The sequence below is a fragment of the Photobacterium chitinilyticum genome (assembly GCF_004104355.1).
GTDB classification, from domain to species: domain Bacteria; phylum Pseudomonadota; class Gammaproteobacteria; order Enterobacterales; family Vibrionaceae; genus Photobacterium; species Photobacterium chitinilyticum.
Genome location: NZ_RJLM01000001.1, coordinates 994,352 through 1,010,831, shown reverse-complemented (window position 1 = coordinate 1,010,831; position 16,480 = coordinate 994,352). Strand labels below are relative to the sequence as shown.

Sequence of the window (16,480 nt, the reverse complement as noted above, 5' to 3'; positions counted from 1 at the left end):
CTTTACTCGCATGCCTTTCTGTAATCGCCACGACCTAACCGCATCAGATGCTCTTCGTATTAACGCAATACTAACTGGGAATAATGGAAGAGGAATTAAGCGTACTGGTTGGAAGAATGTTTAGAGGGGTGACTTGTGCGTTTAACAGGCAGGTGTATCAGTACGACCTTGCTGGTTTAAATACAGGATGAGAGGAAATAGAAAATGAGAGTGAGAGAGTGTGAATAAGGTAGCCTAGAGAAGCCCACAACAACAAATTGTGAAACTCTAACTTGTGACTACCCTACTAGAGCAAAATTGAGTGGCAGTTCGTTCACGAATGCTTGCATACGGTCGTTCATAACCTTAATAGTATCGCAGAAGGCCATTTCTTTGGTTGATGTAAGAGCGTGGGGCTCAACGTCTGCCAACATACACAGGCTGGCACAGCCGCTGTTCTCAATCACTAGGTATTTTGCATCGCCAAATTCGGATTGCAATGTAATGAGATCACCATTTTCAGGCTTGCAATCACCCTGCTGAGTTTCAAAGAACCAACTTTTCGGCATCATTGGCTTATGAAAACGACTCGCAGCGACAGCGTTCAAAGCCAATTCGGCTTTTCGTGGCTCAGAAAGATCTAACTGGGCAATGCTCTCCCTGTAGTCTAGGAAGACACTTGCATCATCCACGGTAAAAACAGTGCGCTCATAGGCGGACGTCACAAGATGCTTGGTGGGTATGGAAACGCGGAAAAGCATTTCTTCCCCCAAATCTAGCATCAGGGAGTCATCCTTATGGTCGTAATACCATGTCCATGAATTAGTAGGCTTCAGCATGTAAGTGCTCCAAAATCAGTTCTTTATACTGCTTATCCAACGATATAGAAAAAACTTTAGGAGAATTTTACTGTGCTGATGACAAAATAAAAGGGGAAATAAGTGACTGATCTTGTGACGGTTGGGCTGAAAGTTTGACAAAAAACGTGATTCATAAAAGTGTAATAAATAGCAGCAATAAAAAAGTACCTGCCCAGGATCCCCGAAACAGGTACTTTTAGAAGATTAAGTGGTTGTCTTTACTACTTATAGATTAGTAACAATATCTTTAACCAACTTAGGGCCGTGATAGATGAAACCAGAGTAAATCTGCACCAACTGTGCCCCTGCTATCATCTTCTCGCGTGCAGATATAGCAGAATCGATACCACCGACCCCAATAATTGGCAAAGCTCCGTCAAGTTCCTCAGCCAACAGGCGGATAACCTCGGTACTGCGGCTCTGTAGAGGGCGACCACTTAACCCCCCCGCTTCATCGCAGTGCGGCATATCTTTTACCAATGTGCGATCCAGCGTCGTGTTAGTACCTATAACGCCATCAATATCATTGCGGATCAATGATTCAGCAATCTGGACGATTTCCTGATCTTCGAGATCCGGCGCGATCTTCAATGCCAGCGGTACATACTTGCCATGTTTCTCGGTCAACTCTTTCTGTTTCTCTTTCAGCTGAGAAAGCAGATCATCTAGCGCATCACCGTATTGTAGTGAACGAAGCCCCGGAGTATTAGGTGAAGAAATGTTTACCGCAATATAACCAGCATATGGGTATACCTTCTCCATACAGATCAGGTAGTCTTCTGCGCCCTTCTCTACCGGCGTATCTTTGTTCTTACCGATATTGATACCGATAACACCGTCATACTTGGCTTTTTTAACATTCTCTATCAGATTATCAACACCGAGGTTGTTAAAACCAAATCGGTTAATAATTCCTTCTGCAGGAATGACGCGGAAAAGACGAGGTTTATCGTTGCCTGGTTGCGGACGCGGCGTCACGGTACCGACTTCAACAAAGCCAAAACCCATCGCGCCGAATGCATCAATGCATTCACCGTTTTTATCAAGGCCTGCGGCCAAACCAACTGGGTTTTTAAACTTGATTCCCATAACTTCTACGGGATGATCAGGAACATGTTGACGATAGAAGAGATCGAGAGGAGTGCCAGTAAAGCGAGAAAAGTTCTGAATAGCTAGATCATGTGCTTTTTCAGCGTCAAGCTTGAAAATTGCAGATCGAGCGAGGCGGTAAATCATTGTACCTCCTTAAAAAAGCCCCGTGTAAACGGGAGAACATTATTCACAGTTTGGCCCGCTTATTCAAATGATATTTTCAAAATTCCATTATAAAAACAGTCACTTCTTTGGTTTACAAGGGATTAGGTAACAAAATAAATTGTTAGTACCCATACAAAATGCAATCGATTTCGTTTTCAAGTTAACAATCGTTTAAAACATACGCAATAAAAAAGGCCATTACACCTAGTGGCATAATGACCTTCTACATCATGTTGCTAACCTCACAACATGATTATCGGTTTACAACGTTGGATGACAGTTCAGGTTAAGTAACATTAGCTCTCGTAGTGCTACTGAGAACTTGGCAAACTCATGAGTTGTACCTACCTTGAATTCAGCAAGAACAGTATCCCAACGGTGGATAGCGGCTTTATGCTGATCCATCCAGTTCTCAATCAGCTCCTCTGCCACCTTCCCTTCAGGACAAGTCGTGATAACCGCTGATGTTAGCTGACGCTGCTGCCAATCAAGATCTTCTCGGAACGATGCTCGAGCCAATGCCTGCCAATGGTTTTCAACCGGTTGGTTGTGAACTTGCTTCAGGAACCAGTGCAGTGAGAGATCTGCCCCAACAACAAAGTACACACGAGAGATAAAGTCGATGTCTCTGTCCATTTCTTTCGCAATCTGGGCAATATCCATAGCAGAGTACAAGCTGCTCAGGCGCGCAATATTATGCGCCAGTGCTTCCGGTACACCCTCTTGAATCATGCTGTTAGCTTGATCATTGTGTTCCTGAACCTCTTCCGTTACAAGGTAACTTTCAAGGTTATCCCGTAACTTTTGTACAATTGGCTGATAGAAGGTAATTTGCTGCTCGATACCCAATTTACGATCGCGATTACGTAAAATCCAGCGAGTAACGCGTCGCAGCATACGACGACAGCGATAAAGCATCTCATACTGTACTTCAGCCGAGATAACATTATCTAGTTCACGGATCTGGATAAAGAACTGATCAAAATTAAATATCTCACGCCCTACTGCATAAGCTGACGAAATCTCGACAATCGTCGAACCCGTTTCTTCTTGCAAACGAGTAACGAAGTTGCAGCCCATCTCATTCGACATCTGGTTCGCCAGCGATGTCGCAATCAGCTGATGTTTCAGCGGATGAAGATCCATCTGCGAGCGGTATTTTTCATGGAGCTCCTGCGGGAAATATGCAGGCAACAAACGTGCATGATACGGATCATTGGCAATCTCATCAGTTACCATATCCTCTTTCAGTACCATCTTGCCGTAAGCAACCAGTACTGCCAGCTCTGGACGGGTTAGTCCCAAACCTGATTTTTCACGCTCAGCTAATGTATCATCATCTGGGAGGTATTCCAGAGCACGATCCAACTTGCCTTCTTTCTCTAGGTGGTGAATGAAACGGATCTGTTCTTTCAACAGCTGAACTTGCTGCTGCTGAGTCACAGAAATCGATTCACTCTGGCAGTAGGCATTGTCCAGGACAATCTCACCCACTTCATCTTCCATACGCTCCAGCAACTCATTTCGCTGCTTATAGGTTAGATCGCCACCAGCAACAAGGCTGTTCAATAGGATCTTGATGTTTACTTCATTATCCGAGCAATCAACACCACCAACATTGTCGATAAAGTCAGTATTAACCAGGCCTCCTTTCGCAGCAAACTCCACACGACCCAGCTGGGTCATCCCCAAGTTTCCGCCCTCGCCTACAATTTTGGCACGTAGCTCACTACCATCAATCCGAAGAGCATCATTGGCGCGGTCACCTACATCCGTATGTGTTTCGCTCTGTGCTTTCACATACGTACCAATACCACCGTTCCATAACAGATCCACTTCCATCTGCAGGATCATACGAATCAGCTCGTTTGGCGGTACACTCTGCTTGCGCGTGCCCAGTAACTTCTGAATTTGTGGTGTTAGCTTGATAGACTTACTACGACGCGAGAAGATCCCGCCGCCTTCAGAGATCAGGCTTTGATCATAATCTTCCCAGCTTGATCGAGGGAGATTGAACAGACGATCACGCTCTTCCCAGCTTATTGCCGAATCCGGATTTGGATCCAGGAAGATGTGCATATGGTTAAAGGCAGCAACCAAACGGATATGCTTTGACAGCAACATACCGTTGCCAAATACATCACCCGCCATATCACCAACACCAGCACAGGTAAAGTCAGTCGTCTGGCAATTAATACCCAGTTCACGGAAGTGGCGCTTCACTGACTCCCAGCCGCCTCTAGCAGTAATACCCATTTTCTTATGGTCATAACCGTTAGAGCCACCCGAAGCGAATGCGTCGCCTAGCCAGAAATTATAATCATCTGATACCGAGTTCGCCAAATCGGAGAAGGTCGCAGTTCCCTTATCGGCTGCAACAACCAAATACGGGTCATCTTCATCATGACGGACAACATTGGCTGGTGGAAGTAGATCGCCATCAACAATATTATCGGTAATATCAAGCAAGGCACGAATGAAGCGCTTGTAACAGCGTTGGCCTTCTGCCCATATCTCCTCTCGTGTCGACATTTGCGGCTGACGTTTACAAACAAAGCCACCTTTCGCACCTACCGGCACAATCACAGTGTTCTTAACTTGCTGTGCTTTAACCAGACCAAGGATCTCAGTACGGAAATCTTCTTGGCGATCTGACCAGCGAAGGCCACCTCGAGCCACTTTTCCGCCCCGAAGGTGGACACCTTCAATGTCAGGCGCGTAGACAAAGATCTCGAAAAACGGTACCGGTGCTGGAATTTCAGGGATTTCAGATGGACGCAGCTTAAGAGAAAGCCAAGGCTTAGCATTGCCCTGCTCATCTTTCTGATAATAGTTGGTACGCTGCGTCGCCATGATCATATCCATGTAGCGACGAATGATCCTGTCATCATCCAGGCTTTCTACTTTATCGAGCTTCTTGTTCAGTTTCTTGATCAGCTCTTGTTCCGCTTTTTCTGAATGCTTCTTCGCCGGATTAAAACGCAGAGCAAACAATGCAACCAAATCACGCGCTAAATCGCTATGGCTTGATAATGTTTCTTCAATGTAATGCTGACTAAACGGAAAACCAACCTGACGCATATAACGAGCAAAGCTACGCAAAATCGTAATTTCACGGCCTGTTAATCCTGCACAGAGTACTAAACGGTTAAAGCCGTCACTTTCGATCTCACTGTGCCAAATAGCCGAAAATGCTTCTTGGAAACGATCGCGTGCCTCACTAAGATCAATCCCAGTACAAGCGTTGTGCAACATTGCAAAATCAAGGATCCAATATACCGTTCCATTGGCGGTGACAACTTGATATGGCGACTCACCAATCACACGTAAACCCAAGTTTTCCAGCATCGGCATGACATCAGAAAGGTGAATCGGTTGCTCGCGATGGAATAATTTCAATTTCACAAAATGAGAATCAACTGCCTCTTCCTGCGGACGGTAGAACAACATACCCAGCTTATTACTTTCACTTAAGCTTTCAAGCTGTTCAATATCGGCGACGGCCGAACCAGGCAGCATCTGATCTTTATAAGAGCGAGGGAATGCTCGCGCATAGTTTTTCGCCAGCACCGTTCCTTGGCTTTCACCGAAATTTGCAACTAAAGAAGCACTTAGACGATCTTCCCATGCAGAAGCTGCTTCAACCAAGTTATGTTCGATAGCTTTTACATCAACATCAAAGTTATTGTTTTCTACTCGCACTATATAATGAGTTCTCGCCAATGGACTTTCCGAAAAAAAAGTAGTGAATTCTACGTTTTGATCGGATCCAAAACACTCCTTTAGAACATCCTGGGTCTTTCTTCGCAACTCAGTGTTGTAGCGCTCCTTGGTGACATACACCATGCAGGAGAAGAAACGGCCAAACGGGTCACGACGCACAAATAGGCGAAGCAAGTCGCGATCTTGCATTTGTACTACACCACAGCCGACATCCAGCATTTCTTTTTCATTTGCCTGGATCAGCTCATCTCGCGGGTAGGTTTCTAGTAGATTATTTAGAGCTTTCCATGAGTGAGAACCTGCAGAGTAGCCACTCGCCTCAAGGATACGTGACATTTTGTTGCTGATAAGTGGAATATTCATTGCAGTCTGATGATAAGCCGTAGATGCATACAAACCAGTGAAACGGTGCTCACCAATCACATTTCCTTGTTTATCGAAACGTCTAATCCCGATGTAATCTGTGTACGCGGGACGGTGGATTTTCGATTTACCGTTGCTCTTGGTCAAGATCAGCAATTCCGGCTTACGTGCTTCAAAACGTGCCGATTCCGGTAACTCTGAAAGCTTGAGCGTTCTTCCCTTCTTCGACTTTCTTAGCAGGCCCAGCCCTTGTTCGCTGCATGACCGCAACTCATAATCACCTTCAATAGGTACTAAGTCATATTGATGGTAACCCATAAAGGTAAAGTTATGACGGTTCACCCAATCAAGAAATGCTATGGCTTCTTCACGGTGAGCTTCATCAACAGGTAGTGCTGCTGTTTTCAGCTCTTTGACAATGTCCTGCATTTTGTTTTGCATTTCTTGCCAGTCGTTTACGACTAAATCCACATCTTGCAGCACTTGTTCTAGTTCTTCTTTTAGTGCTTTCATCTCTTCTTTTTCGTGAAGACGATCCACTTCAATATGAAAAAGAGTCTGAAGATCACCGTCTTTACCGCATGCTTCACTGATCACACCGTTTTCATTTCGCTTGAAAAAATACGGGCCATTCAGCATAAGGTGACTGGTGATACCAAGGCGGGTTAAGGTCATGCGGACAGAATCCACAAGAAAAGGACGGTCAGGAGTTACAATTTCAACGACGGTATGGGTTGATTGCCAGCCATAACGGCTAAGCGTCGGATTATATACACGTACTGAAATTTGATCCGGTTTGTTTTGCACAAGATGGTGCCACAAGCTCAACACAGCACCATATAAGTCAGATTCATTCCGTTGAAGCAGATCATCATCTGCCAGTTGACCTAATAATCTTTGAGCAAAAACTTCTACTAATGACTGCTGAGGCGTCTCAATCTTATCCTGGATTAAGCCATAAACTTTCTCAAGCAGTACCGGCACTATAGGGTCAGGTGCGGTCATAGCAAATGCTCCATTGTTATATCTATTATCGATCTAGTATAGGGTTTTATATCAATCCCATGTGCCATTTGGGGACTTTGGCTCACGGTATCGGTATTCTTTTTCGTGAGAGCTATTGTAGGGTGTTTTGTTGCGGATTGGTTACGTTAATAACACTGTATCGGGAAGAAAAAATCGAATATGTGACTAAGGTTAAGATTTTGACTGGTTGGAATATCTGACATTGATGAAAAGTGAAGCTACCGCTGCTCATTATTCTGCAAATTGGTCTAACCAATTATTTCTACTATTATTTTTTCTCATATGAAAACATACTTTTACTTGAATACCCTTACAGAATAATCGAGTTTAGTGAAACTAAAAAGTGATGTGCCAGCCAGCGAATGTTAATGGCACGTAAATACACAATAACGGAATAATTATCCAATTCTTTCCAACACATCTAATCGATTTTGGTTGTTTACCGTGATACGGAAACGCCCCTTCACTCCAAGCTGGCTTAAAAACGGTCTAAAACGAGATGCGGGAAGCTGTAGCTTCAAGCCATTATCGGTAACTACCACGACTGTGCTGGCAGCCCCAGAGTAATGATTGAGATATGACTGATAGGAGATATAGACTGAAAAAGTATATGATTTCATAGTTATAGGAAGTTAATTTCTGGGTGACAAGGTACTTGAAGAAGCTAAAAGCCGAGTTTCGAGCGACTAAAAACTAGTTACCCGAAACTCGTTAGACATATGTACTTACTGTTCTAGTGCTTTGTGTACTTTCTCAAACAGATCTTTGGCCAAGTTATCTAACTGTGACAGTTTCTCTAACTCTGCTCGCATTAGCGCCTGACGTTGCTCATCATACTGGCGATATTTCAAGAACGGTTCAATCAAACGAGAAGCCAACTGGGGGTTGCTTGTATTTAGCGTCATCAAGATCTCAGTCAGATATTGATACCCAGAGCCGTCTATTGCATGGAAACGCACTGGGTTATTTGCGCAGAAACTCGCGACCAGACTACGGGTACGGTTCGGGTTCTTCAGATCAAAAGCGGCATGCGACATGGTATTGCGCACATTTTCCAGTGCATTTTCTACCGGATTCTTACCCTGCAAAATAAACCACTTGTCCATAACCAAACCATCATGCGTCCATTTATCACTAAAGTCAGACATTTGCAGCTCGCGACAACCAAGAGCTGCATTGTTGGCTGCTGACATTGCAGCCATGGTGTCAGTCATGTTGTCTGATTGCTGGTACTGCGCTGAAACTAGCTTGTCACCATGCTCAGTGTTAGCCAGGTATGCCAAACAAGTGTTACGCAATGCTCGTTTCGCCATCGCTTCATGAGAAAGACTGTACTCGGCCTGAGCAAGGCAATGATACATTGCCGACAGTTCATCTTCCATTTCACTTGCCAGAACATTCTCTAGCTGACTCACTACCTCATGGATCGCATCAACATCGACGGTTTTATACCAACCTGCAATTTCATTCTCGCTCGGAAGTGTCAGCATCTCAGCAATAAACGCCGGGTCTAGTTTTTCATCCAACAGCACCCCGCGGAATGCATCGACAACAGAAGCTGGTAATTCAAATGCCTCACCCTGTTGTGCACGTTTCACATTGTCACGAATATATTTTGCCAGCAAAATCTGACCGGCATCCCAGCGAGCAAACTCATTACGGGCATGGACCATCAGGAAAGCGAGCTCGTCATCTGAGTAATCATATTCAAGCACAACAGGAGCCGAGAATTCGCGCAGCATTGAAATTACTGGCTTCTCGTCAATACCATCAAAATTAAAGACTTGCTCAGCTTCAGTTACATCAAGTACATGATGGATCTTTTTACCGTTACATTGTAACTCAAGAACCTCACCACGGCTGTTGTATAGCTCAATATCAAACGGAATATGCAAGGGAAGTTTCTCTTCCTGACCTGCTGTTGACGCAGTATGCTGTTTAACTGTGACGCGGTAACACTTATGTCCAGCATCATAATCAGTAGCTACATTCACAACTGGCGTACCCGCTTGGCTGTACCAACGACGGAATCGAACCAGGTCAACACCAGAAGCATCTTCCATTGCCTGTACAAAATCATCACAGGTCGCGGCTGTGCCATCATGACGTTTAAAATACAACTTCATCCCCGCCTGGAAGTTTTGCTCTCCCAGTAAGGTATGCATCATACGGATAACTTCACTGCCCTTCTCATACACAGTCAGCGTATAGAAGTTATTCATCTCAATGACTTTTTCAGGGCGAATTGGATGAGACATCGGGCCACGGTCTTCTGCGAACTGAGGACCTCGAACAACACGGACATTATTGATACGGTTCACCGGACGTGAACCCAGATCTGATGAGAACTCCTGGTCACGGAATACTGTCAGCCCTTCTTTTAGACTCAGTTGGAACCAGTCACGACAAGTAATGCGGTTGCCCGTCCAGTTATGGAAATATTCATGGCCAATGACAGCCTCGATGCCTTGATAATCAGTATCAGTTGCTGTCTTGGCATTAGCCAGAACATACTTAGAGTTAAAAACGTTAAGGCCTTTGTTTTCCATTGCACCCATGTTGAAGAAATCAACAGCCACAATCATATAAATATCGAGATCGTATTCAAGGCCGAAACGCTCTTCATCCCACTTCATCGAGTTGATTAGCGATGTCATCGCATAGTCCGCACGATCTAGGTTCCCTTTGTCGACAAAGATCTCTAGCTCAACATTGCGACCATTCATTGTTGTATAACTATCACGAAGAACGTCAAAATCACCGGCCACAAGCGCAAACAAATAGCTTGGTTTCGGGAACGGGTCTTGCCACTGTACCCAATGACGACCATTATCAAGATCGCCCGAATCAACACGGTTACCATTGCTCAGCAGGAACGGGAATGCAGCCTTATCAGCAATAACCTTCGTCGTGAAACGAGCCAAAACGTCAGGGCGATCCAAGTAGAAGGTAATACGACGGAAGCCTTCCGCTTCACACTGCGTGCAGAAACCACCACCAGATTTATACAACCCTTCCAATAGCGTATTCGCTTCTGGATCCACTTCGGTTTCGATGGTCAGCTCAAACTCAGCTGGAACACCGTTGATAGTCAAACCAGCTTCCGTTTCGACATAGTCTTTCCATGTCTCTCCATTTACCTCTACACGAACAAGTTTCAGGCCACCGCCATCCAGCACTAAAGGTACTTGCTTGTCTGCAAGGCGCTTGACTTGACTAACAGCAACAACATGCGTTTCCGTGTTGTGGAGATCGAACTCAAGGGCAATATCGGTAATGGTGTATTCTGGAGCCTGATAATCAGCTCGGTATTTTGCAGTCGGCTGTGTAGTTGTTGGTTGTTCGGCCATCTTGGTTTCCTTAATTATCCGCATTGGGCATTTATGCCATTGGTAAGCGGCTGACACCTGTCATTATTCTGCCTTTAGGGCATTCAAACAAGAGTAACCCCTTGTTTCTATGAGAAGCTTAACGCAAAGCCAGATAAGCTGGTGAAGATCCAAACAATTTGACGAAGTCTATGTCTTACAGCGTCTTCACACATCGCCTAGCTGTAACGGCTGATGTCATCTACCCCACTCATAATATGGTTATTAGTTTTAACTATACTTTCAAAAGTAATCTTAAATCTCATCAACGTCTGACTTTCCAGTATCACTGGCTAGTTTAAGAGCATTATTTGTAGATGATTACTCTTTATTAAAATAATATGGTGAGCAGACTTGTTGTTTTCAAGGTTTCGGCGTAAGGTACGGCCCTATTTTTTTAGTCTATTTTGAATGGTTTCGGACAAATTAGGCTCAAAATAATGTAATATTCTCGGATTGCGATAGACAACTACATTAGCTATGACTCATACAGGACACACTGGGGTTATCGACTCCCTGCTTGATACGGATGCATATAAACTACATATGCAGCAAGCGATTTTTCATCAATACCCAAATATTGAAGCGGTTGCGGAGTTCCATTGCCGAAGCCAAGAAGACCTCCGTCCTTACTGTAATGACATCCAGGCACAGATTAACCATCTTGCTGACCTTTCCTTTACAGAGGAAGAGCTGGATTATCTAGCAACGCTACCTTTCTTCAAAGCAGACTACTTAAACTATTTACAAAGCTTCAAGCTAGATAGCAGCCAAGTTGAGATTGATGCCTCCGGTGAACAACTTGCAATTAAAATTACTGGTAAATGGATTGATGTCATTCTGTGGGAAGTACCTCTACTAGCTATCATCAGCGAAGTACGATCATCAAAATGCTATCCAAATTCATCGGCGGATGACGCGATTAAGCAGTTAAAACATAAGCTTAAAGAATTCTATAGCAAAGCTGAAGATACCGATTTAAGCCAGTTCGCTTTGGTCGATTTTGGTAGCCGCAGACGTTTCTCTAAAGATGTTCACCACGAAGTGGTTGATTTTCTAAAAGACAACATGCCTGAATTCAAAGGTACGTCGAACTATCATCTCGCTCGCACTCGTGGCCTAACACCTGTTGGCACACAAGCACATGAATGGTTCCAGGCACATCAGCAGCTGGCCGGTGAACTGGCCGACTCACAACAACTAGCACTCAACCGCTGGTTGCAGGAATATCCAGACTCGTTGGGTATTGCACTAACAGATTGCATCAATATGGACGCTTTTTTGCGTGATTTTGATTTGCGTCTGTCAGAACGCTTTACTGGCCTTCGTCATGATAGTGCCGATCCTATTGCCTGGGGCGAGAAGGCAATCAAACATTATGAATCGCTTGGCATTGATCCGAAGACAAAAACATTAGTCTTTTCAGATAGCCTGACTCTTGATAAAGCGCTAACTATCTATAAGCACTTTGCACACCGTGCCAACGTCAGCTTTGGTATCGGTACCCAGCTAACATGTGATCTTCCCGATGTAAAAACCTTAAATATCGTTATCAAGCTAACTGAATGTGAAAGACGTCCAGTCGCAAAAATATCTGATGAACCAGGCAAGAGTATCTGCAGAGATGAAGACTACCTCTCGCAATTACGCCAAGCATTTAAGATTGTGAACAACTAGTTTCTCGTTAAGGCTATAAAGGCTTGCGAAATCGCAAGCCTTTATATTTTCACTCATAGCAAAAACCACAAACACAATAAACGTCCTACTCTCTTCTCATTACAGCTTCCATTCCGAATTGCTTATTGGATAATGTTAACGTGTCCGAGCCAAGCAAAAACTGGCTATCATGCTGTCCGTCTTCGTAAATTAAAACAATACGATCATCTTCTATAAAATAGATTCCCTGATGCTCTTTTTTCTTGCCATTCGAACCTGATACTTCGGCAGAGAATAAAAAGTCAGGTCGTAAAGAGATTGATAATTCAGACACACCATCTCCGACATCACTGCCAGAAATACGTGATGAACGCCAAGTTCCAGGTAGATTCTCAGGTGCTAATTTAGTAAACCTTGCACCATCCAACAAGAACTGATTATAGCTCAACATATAGCTATGTTGCTGTTCTGGCTGACCTTTTGAGAGAAATGTTACTGTGCTTTCGTCAATGTCATATTTACCATCCCATTCCTCTACAGTACCATCTACCTGAAGTAATCGTATTACAAATCGATATGAGGACTTAAACTTTATGTTCATTGCACGATAGTTTCCACCTTCACTATCTACACCTGTTTCAGAATTACTGAACCAGTACCAATCTCCTAACAACAGAGGGTAATCAAACTCTGTTAAATCATCGGCATACAAATGAGAAGTAAATGAACTAAAGAATAATACAATCGCAACCAGAAATGATTTAAACATAGCACTACCCCAACTACGTAATAAAGCTCTTCTTAAACCCTAGCTTGCAATGCTATTCTGCGCTTAGAAATATGATTAATCTCACATAATTTAGCCCACCGTCTCAACTATGAGACATGATGAAAGGAAGATGATTTACTCGGCAATAAAAAGTAAATTGGCGTTTAAACAATCATATAGATATAAAAAAGGCACCATATGAATAGTGCCATTTTTAAGAACAAAATTTAATTTAGCTTGATACTTTAACTAAATCAGCTGTTATTGCTACAGCCTCATCAAGATAAGCATCAGGCGCTTCATAGTCTTTTGGAATATCATCCAAAGAAGCAAATGTTTTCTTACCTAATGCTTTTTGACGCTTATTCAAACGTGCTAAACGATCAACTTCGCCTTTATCTTGCTCAGCTATACGCTTTTTCTCATTCAGCGAGATAGTATTAATATCTTTGTCTTTCTTATACTGAAGAATATCTTCTTGTATAAAACCGAACTCCATATCTTTACGGATACGCGCTTCATGTTTTGATTTCAAAGATGGCAGCATTGCAGAGAAATTATAAATCTTCTGATAACTTGCTGGTTTGATACTATCCCACGGCAGTGCATTGTCCTCGACACTTTCACCGGTTTCCGCCGGATCAATTGCTGTTGGGAATGGCACGTCAGGCACAACACCCAAGTTTTGAGTACTGCCGCCATTAATACGATAGAATTTCTGAATCGTATACTGAACATGACCAAGAGGCTTATCAAACAAATCATAAATATGGTTCAAAGAACGATGTTGTTGAACCGTCCCCTTACCAAAGGATTGTTCGCCAAGAACCACAGCGCGACCGTAATCTTGCATCGCAGCAGCAAAGATCTCTGAAGCCGATGCACTATATCGGTTAACCAATACCGTTAAAGGACTATCGAAGTAAACGCGATCGTCAGAATCACCATTCACTTTTACTCGACCATAACTATCGCGAACCTGAACAACAGGGCCACTATTAATAAACAGTCCGGTTAACGCCGTCGCCTCAGTCAGAGCTCCACCGCCATTGTTACGCAAATCGATAACAATGCCATCAACCTGCTGCTCATTCAGCTTACCAATTTCTTTCTTGGTATCTTCTGACAAGCCAACATAAAAACTAGGGACTTCAATAACACCTACTTTTCTGCCTTGTGAGAATTTAACCGAAGATTTCACAGCACGATCTTCGAGGCGGATCTTGTCACGGACAATTGTTACATCGTAACTTTTTGAATTCTTGCCTTCGGGTAAGATTTCCAGTTTAACCTTGCTTCCCTTCGGACCTTTGATTAACTGAACAACATCGTCAAGACGCCAGCCGATCACATCGACCATATCATTACCGTCTTGAGCGACTCCGACAATTCGATCACCCGCAGCAAGCTTTTTCGAAGCAGAAGCCGGACCACCAGCAACCAAAGAACGGATCACGGTATAGTCATCGACAACTTGCAGTACAGCCCCGATCCCTTCAAGAGAAAGGTTCATCTCTGCCTGAAACTGTTCAGCATTACGTGGCGATAAATAACTGGTATGAGGATCAACTTCACGAGCAAATGCATTCATATAAATCTGAAATACATCTTCGTTGTGAGTCTGGGTTAAACGTTTCAACGCATTGTTATAACGCTTGCCCAAGGTCTCTTTGATTTCCTTCCACTCTTTACCCGCAAGCTTCAAGTTTAGCGCATCGTACTTAACTCGTTTACGCCACAACTCATTTAATGCATTACGATCTTTTGCCCAGTCAAGTTCTGAGCGATCAAGAGTAAAGTCCTCATCAATATCGAACTTTATTTCTCTGTCTAATAACGTCAATGCATACTGATAACGGTCATAACGACGTTCAAGCAACTTATTGAATATGTCAAACGCTGCTGTTGATTCACCTCTTTTGAGTTGATCATCCAGCTGGTTTTCCCACTTATCAAATTGCCTGATATCAGAAGCAGTAAGGAAGCTTTTATTGAAGTCCAGCATTTCGATATAGCGATCGAAGACACTGGCTGAGAACTGGTCGTCAAGAGAGAACTGCTTATAATGCGATCGAGTGAATCGCGAAGCAATCCTTTTACTTGCAGTAGCATGCTGCTTTTCAGGCGCAAGCTGCGGCAAATCACTTAACGAATACTTAGCCTCTAGGGCTTGTGCTGAAGCTGCTAGCATCATGCCAGCAGCGATCAGTGAGAAACGGAATCGACATTTCATACGTCGAGCATTCTCCTTTACGAACGAAGGTACTCCGCTTTAACTACCATGGTTAGACCATTGGTTAAACGAACACGCACATCGTCCTTATTAATTTCAACGATTGTCGCCGGCATGTTTCCGTTGCCCATATTAACACTAACGTTCTTGCCAACTTTCACTTCGTCAGCTGTCAGTGCACGGGTCGTTTCTGCAGGCTTTTTATTTAGCTTAGTCGTTTTTGGCTTAGTGCTCTTTGGTTTAGGCGATTTTGCACGAATTTTTTTCGCTTTCGCTTCACCATCTTTGCTTGCAGCAGCTTTCGCCTCTGCCTGCTCTTTACGACGAATGCGTACTTTAGCCTTGCTCTCTTCAAGTGCTTTCTTAGCGTGTTCTACGTGTTCTTCTTCCAACACGCCACACTCGTTACCATCAAGGTCGACACGACTTGCACCAGCTTTAACACCATGAAGGTAACGCCAGGAAGAAGTATATTGACGCAGAGCTGTACGCAACTGAGTTTTACTTACTTTTGGATCTTCATTCAAACGCTCAGCGAGCTCTTGGAAGATACCAATTTTTAGAGGCTTTGCTTCACCTTCAACAGTAAAACATTTTGGGAAACGCTCAGCAATGTATGCAATCACTTCTTTACTGTTCGTTAGCTTTTCAGAGTTTTCCATGGACTTTCCTGACAAATGCGAGTGAGACTCGCCGTTAGTACTTTGATCAAAAAGAAATAGTCTCGCTATTATAGTTACCTAACGCTGAAAAACCACCGAAAGCATGCAATTAGAGCCTTTTTTGTAGTTCCTCTACCAAAGTAACCAGCCCATCTTCATCTGATTGGTCAAATCTTGATAAATTTGGACTATCTATATCCAAAACGCCGCATAGTTCCCCATTTACTGTAAACGGGATCACTATCTCGGAATTGCTGGCAGCATCGCAGGCAATGTGCCCTTCAAACTCATGTACATCAGCAATACGCTGCACACTATTTTCCGAAATCGCCGTTCCGCATACTCCTCGACCAACGGGAATACGGACACAGGCCGGATTTCCCTGGAACGGCCCCAATACTAGCTGGTCATTTTTTAAAAAATAGAAGCCAGCCCAGTTAATATCTTCTAACTCCATATAGAGTAACGCACTAATATTAGAAATATTAGCGATGAGATCTGACTCGCCCTCGATCAGTGACACTGCTTGTTTCGTGAGTCGTTTGTAAAACGCTGCTTTTTTATCCATGGCTTACTCCTTTTAT

The 16,480-nt window shown here is 43.7% G+C and carries 10 protein-coding genes; 1 reads left to right on the top strand and 9 read right to left on the bottom strand.

Annotation, left to right across the window (positions count from 1 at the left end):
* Window positions 1-278: 278 nt before the first annotated feature.
* The 5 genes from EDI28_RS04270 to pepN all read right to left on the bottom strand — a co-directional run bounded on the left by EDI28_RS04270 (window position 279) and on the right by pepN (window position 10,558).
* Window positions 279-818 carry a cell division protein ZapC gene (locus tag EDI28_RS04270; protein ID WP_128782572.1) on the bottom strand — a complete coding sequence of 180 codons (540 nt, stop codon included), beginning with the start codon at window positions 816-818 and terminating at the stop codon, window positions 279-281.
* 246 nt (window positions 819-1,064) lie between these two features.
* Entirely contained in the window at window positions 1,065-2,075 is a 1,011-nt protein-coding gene (gene pyrD / locus EDI28_RS04265; protein ID WP_128782571.1) for a quinone-dependent dihydroorotate dehydrogenase, read from the bottom strand.
* 282 nt (window positions 2,076-2,357) lie between these two features.
* A complete protein-coding gene (locus EDI28_RS04260) occupies window positions 2,358-7,187 on the bottom strand; it encodes an NAD-glutamate dehydrogenase (protein WP_128782570.1) in 4,830 nt (1,609 codons plus the stop codon).
* A gap of 419 nt (window positions 7,188-7,606) precedes the next feature.
* Complete coding sequence (locus EDI28_RS04255; RefSeq protein ID WP_128782569.1) at window positions 7,607-7,828, bottom strand: DUF2835 domain-containing protein; 222 nt, start codon at window positions 7,826-7,828, stop codon at window positions 7,607-7,609.
* Between the two features lie 105 nt (window positions 7,829-7,933).
* On the bottom strand, window positions 7,934-10,558 hold the full coding sequence (gene pepN, locus EDI28_RS04250) for an aminopeptidase N (protein WP_128782568.1): 2,625 nt from the start codon (window positions 10,556-10,558) through the stop codon (window positions 7,934-7,936).
* A gap of 498 nt (window positions 10,559-11,056) precedes the next feature.
* On the opposite strand from pepN, the gene pncB reads away from it, so the two are divergent.
* Window positions 11,057-12,253 carry a nicotinate phosphoribosyltransferase gene (gene pncB, locus EDI28_RS04245; RefSeq protein ID WP_128782567.1) on the top strand — a complete coding sequence of 399 codons (1,197 nt, stop codon included), beginning with the start codon at window positions 11,057-11,059 and terminating at the stop codon, window positions 12,251-12,253.
* 85 nt (window positions 12,254-12,338) lie between these two features.
* Here pncB and EDI28_RS04240 read toward each other — a convergent pair whose 3' ends face one another.
* The 4 genes from EDI28_RS04240 to EDI28_RS04225 all read right to left on the bottom strand — a co-directional run bounded on the left by EDI28_RS04240 (window position 12,339) and on the right by EDI28_RS04225 (window position 16,464).
* Window positions 12,339-13,001, bottom strand: a complete 663-nt coding sequence (locus EDI28_RS04240; RefSeq protein ID WP_128782566.1) for a hypothetical protein — start codon at window positions 12,999-13,001, stop codon at window positions 12,339-12,341.
* Window positions 13,002-13,233: 232 nt separating this feature from the next.
* Window positions 13,234-15,234, bottom strand: coding sequence for a carboxy terminal-processing peptidase (gene prc, locus EDI28_RS04235; protein ID WP_128782565.1), 2,001 nt, complete (start codon window positions 15,232-15,234; stop codon window positions 13,234-13,236).
* 17 nt (window positions 15,235-15,251) lie between these two features.
* Window positions 15,252-15,896: an RNA chaperone ProQ gene (proQ, locus tag EDI28_RS04230; protein ID WP_128782564.1), complete on the bottom strand. Its 645-nt coding sequence runs from the start codon at window positions 15,894-15,896 to the stop codon at window positions 15,252-15,254.
* Window positions 15,897-16,005: 109 nt separating this feature from the next.
* Window positions 16,006-16,464 (bottom strand): free L-methionine (R)-S-oxide reductase MsrC, encoded by a 459-nt coding sequence (locus EDI28_RS04225; RefSeq protein ID WP_128782563.1) that lies wholly within the window; start codon window positions 16,462-16,464, stop codon window positions 16,006-16,008.
* Between the last annotated feature and the right edge of the window lie 16 nt (window positions 16,465-16,480).

Bases quoted from the DNA above. Each gene is read 5' to 3' on its own strand.
- pyrD (WP_128782571.1), bottom strand. From the start codon at position 2,075: ATGATTTACCGCCTCGCTCGATCTGCAATTTTCAAGCTTGACGCTGAA.
- proQ (WP_128782564.1), bottom strand. From the start codon at position 15,896: ATGGAAAACTCTGAAAAGCTAACGAACAGTAAAGAAGTGATTGCATAC.
- pepN (WP_128782568.1), bottom strand. From the start codon at position 10,558: ATGGCCGAACAACCAACAACTACACAGCCGACTGCAAAATACCGAGCT.
- EDI28_RS04240 (WP_128782566.1), bottom strand. From the start codon at position 13,001: ATGTTTAAATCATTTCTGGTTGCGATTGTATTATTCTTTAGTTCATTT.
- EDI28_RS04260 (WP_128782570.1), bottom strand. From the start codon at position 7,187: ATGACCGCACCTGACCCTATAGTGCCGGTACTGCTTGAGAAAGTTTAT.
- EDI28_RS04225 (WP_128782563.1), bottom strand. From the start codon at position 16,464: ATGGATAAAAAAGCAGCGTTTTACAAACGACTCACGAAACAAGCAGTG.
- EDI28_RS04255 (WP_128782569.1), bottom strand. From the start codon at position 7,828: ATGAAATCATATACTTTTTCAGTCTATATCTCCTATCAGTCATATCTC.
- prc (WP_128782565.1), bottom strand. From the start codon at position 15,234: ATGAAATGTCGATTCCGTTTCTCACTGATCGCTGCTGGCATGATGCTA.
- EDI28_RS04270 (WP_128782572.1), bottom strand. From the start codon at position 818: ATGCTGAAGCCTACTAATTCATGGACATGGTATTACGACCATAAGGAT.
- pncB (WP_128782567.1), top strand. From the start codon at position 11,057: ATGACTCATACAGGACACACTGGGGTTATCGACTCCCTGCTTGATACG.